2 protein-coding genes are annotated in these 1144 nt (G+C 40.8%); both read right to left on the reverse strand.

Annotation, left to right across the window (positions count from 1 at the left end; translation table 11 throughout):
• Nucleotides 1-6: 6 nt before the first annotated feature.
• Nucleotides 7-867: a glucose-1-phosphate thymidylyltransferase RfbA gene (rfbA, locus tag BM015_RS21275; protein ID WP_090663389.1), complete on the reverse strand. Its 861-nt coding sequence runs from the start codon at nt 865-867 to the stop codon at nt 7-9.
• A 94-nt stretch (nt 868-961) separates the two neighbouring features.
• A partial coding sequence (locus tag BM015_RS21280; protein ID WP_143075939.1) for a dTDP-4-dehydrorhamnose 3,5-epimerase family protein occupies nt 962-1144 on the reverse strand: 183 nt, incomplete at its 5' end.

The following is a 1144-nucleotide window of genomic DNA, read 5'->3' on the forward strand; positions in this document are numbered from 1 at the left end:
CACCAATCAGGGCTTCAATTTTTTCAAATACTCTCCATAACCGCTTTTGGAGTAGTAGTCAGCGAGTTTTAAGAGTTGGGTGCGATCAATAAAGCCCATCCGGTAAGCCACTTCTTCAATACAGCCCACTTTGCGGCTCTGGCGTTTTTCAATTACCCTTACAAACTCACAGGCATCGCTTAAAGAATCAAAAGTGCCGGTATCAAGCCAGGCAACGCCACGGTTCATAACACCTACATTCAGTTTGCCCTGCTCAAGATATACTTTGTTTACATCGGTAATTTCATATTCGCCACGCGGAGATGGTTGTATATGTTTTGCAATATGTACAATGCTGTTATCATAAAAATATAAACCCGGAACAGCATAGTTTGATTTTGGCTGTACCGGCTTTTCTTCGATGGATAAGGCTTTAAAGTTTTCATCAAACTCAACCACACCATAGCGTTCGGGATCGTTTACCTCGTAGGCAAAAATTGCGGCGCCTTCCACATTGTTGAATGATTGCACCAGTTTACTAAAACCAGAACCATAAAAAATGTTATCGCCTAATATCAACGCTACTTTATCATCGCCAATAAATTCTTCACCAATCACAAAAGCCTGTGCAAGGCCGTTGGGTTTTTCCTGCACGGCGTATGAAAAGCTGCAGCCCAATTCGCTTCCATTGCCAAGCAACCGCTGAAACTGTGATGAGTCTTCCGGCGTTGTAATGATTAAAACTTCTTTTATGCCTGCCAGCATTAAAACAGAAAGCGGGTAATAAATCATGGGTTTATCATACACCGGCATTATTTGTTTGCTGATACCTTTTGTGATAGGATAGAGCCTTGTGCCGGAGCCGCCGGCGAGTATAATTCCTTTCATTATTCTTAGTTTAAAAGTTTACAGGTTCACAAATTCACAGGTTATTAAAACGTGTTGAAGCGGTGTGCCTGTAACTGCATTATACGATGCAAATTTATAGTTGATGAATGATGTCTGCGAGGTAAGCATTATGCATATCCTTATCAGACAATATTAAATCTTCTTTGGGCAACTGCCAGTTGATGTTAAGATCAGGGTCATCGTACATAATACCCAGTTCAGCAGCCTTGTTATAAAAATTATCACATTTATAAAAGAAAACAGCCGTATCGCTCAG

It is taken from the genome of Parafilimonas terrae (genome assembly GCF_900115755.1).
Taxonomy (GTDB): domain Bacteria; phylum Bacteroidota; class Bacteroidia; order Chitinophagales; family Chitinophagaceae; genus Parafilimonas; species Parafilimonas terrae.

Bases quoted from the DNA above. Each gene is read 5' to 3' on its own strand.
- rfbA (WP_090663389.1), bottom strand. From the start codon at position 867: ATGAAAGGAATTATACTCGCCGGCGGCTCCGGCACAAGGCTCTATCCT.